The organism is Herbaspirillum sp. VT-16-41, assembly GCF_001994935.1.
Classification (GTDB): domain Bacteria; phylum Pseudomonadota; class Gammaproteobacteria; order Burkholderiales; family Burkholderiaceae_D; genus Herbaspirillum; species Herbaspirillum frisingense.
This window is the reverse complement of the sequence record NZ_MUXB01000005.1, coordinates 1-1,539: the sequence shown is the minus strand read 5'-3', so window position 1 is coordinate 1,539 and position 1,539 is coordinate 1. Positions and strand designations below refer to the sequence as shown.

The window sequence follows — 1,539 nt, the reverse complement described above, 5'->3', positions numbered from 1 at the left end:
CGATCGCAGCCCAGGCCCTGACCGGGCCGCCGGCCCCGACTGCCACCGTGATCGACCTGGCCGCCTATGAGCAGGCCGCGAAGAACAGGAACACCCTGACATGACCACCACACCCACTACCGCGAGCGTCTATCAGCAGCTCAAGGGCCACCTGGACGAGCTGAAGCTCGCCGACGCCGCCGAAGCCCTCCCCGGCATCCTGGACCAAGCTCAGGCCGAGGAATGGCCCCTCACCCACGCCCTGGAACGGCTCCTGGCGATCGAGGTCAGTGCCGCCGAGAAACGTCGCCTCGCGGGCCGGTTCCGGTTCGCGAACCTGCCCACCGGAGCGACGCTGATCTTTTCAGACAAATATTTATATACCCCTTACTGTTCTCTCAGTTCAGTTCAGTTCAGTCGCTCAGTCGTATCCGACTCTTTGCGACCCCATGAACAAATGAGACAGCTCTTCGCATCAGGTGGTCAAGGATTGGAGTTTCAGCTTTAACATCAGTCCTTCCAATGAACATTCAGGACTGATCTCCTACAATGCAAAACCGCAATTACTTTTGTATCAACCCAATACTTCGGCTGCTGGCGTTCCTGCACGAGCAGGCGATCAGTGCCACCGATCACCGCTACGGGAACCTGCTGCCCTACCAGCAGGACCTCACCGGTGGCCGGGGCTGGGAACGCGGCGCCCAGTCCTGAACTCAGGCGCGCCGTCGGGGCTGGGAGCGCGGCGCCCAGTTCTGACCCGAAGCGCGCGGCCGTGTCCGAGGCGGGCGCTGGACGGGTTCCGCGGAAGCTCCCCCACCGACTGCGACATCGTGAACAGAACCAGCCCCCCGTTACTGTTCACGATGTCGCAGTCGGCGTCGCGCTCGCTGCGTTTCCCACGCCCAGGAAGGTAGCGGTACGACCGAAGGACATTGCTGCGCCGTTCTGGGATTTAACAGCAGCCAGGTAGCCGAAGTAAGTCCACTGGATAGCTTCCTGAGCGGTAGTAGCCGGACCAGAGATATCGCAACCGTATTTAGCGGCCATCTCTTTGATCTGACCCAGAGCACGGTGCTGTTCAGCGATTTCTTCACGCAGACGGATAGTCGCTTCCAGGTTTACGCCGTTTTCCATGTCAGACTGCAGAGACAGGAACTGAGCGTATTTGTCTTTCATCAGGAAGTCGATACCGTACAGCGCAACGCGACGGTAGTCACCGATGATACGGCCACGGCCATATGCCGTTGAAAAGGGACGTGACGCGGAACCTTATTGATTTTTTTACAGCCGGTATTCGAGATTAAAAACGAATACCGGCTTGTCTTTTTATACCCCCTGCCATGCTTGAAGGAAATCTTTTTTTAAGTCTTTAATATGTTTCAAACCAACAGAGAATCGAACAAAATTCGCACGGGTACATGCTGTTTTTATTTTGATCCCATTTAATGCCCCTTCCCACATCGCTCCAGTATTCTAAACTCAGGATTCCACTCCACCTAAACTTACTGCATGTTGTGTAAGATTTAACGAAGAAACAAATTTTTGCGTTTAACGGAAAAG

At 55.6% G+C, this 1,539-nt stretch carries 2 protein-coding genes and 1 pseudogene; 2 read left to right on the top strand and 1 reads right to left on the bottom strand.

Features of this window, described 5'->3' with window-relative positions:
• Positions 1-100 precede the first annotated feature (100 nt).
• On the top strand, positions 101-487 hold the full coding sequence (locus BTM36_RS28655; protein ID WP_217349516.1) for an ATP-binding protein: 387 nt from the start codon (positions 101-103) through the stop codon (positions 485-487).
• 41 nt (positions 488-528) lie between these two features.
• Positions 529-690, top strand: coding sequence for a hypothetical protein (locus tag BTM36_RS28240; protein WP_168189720.1), 162 nt, complete (start codon positions 529-531; stop codon positions 688-690).
• 186 nt (positions 691-876) lie between these two features.
• Here BTM36_RS28240 and BTM36_RS00060 read toward each other — a convergent pair.
• Positions 877-1,221, bottom strand: a pseudogene (locus BTM36_RS00060) (pyruvate formate lyase family protein); the annotation flags it as partial.
• Positions 1,222-1,539 lie beyond the last annotated feature (318 nt).

Coding starts and splice junctions, on each gene's coding strand:
- BTM36_RS28655 (WP_217349516.1), top strand. CDS start 101: ATGACCACCACACCCACTACCGCGAGCGTCTATCAGCAGCTCAAGGGC.
- BTM36_RS28240 (WP_168189720.1), top strand. CDS start 529: ATGCAAAACCGCAATTACTTTTGTATCAACCCAATACTTCGGCTGCTG.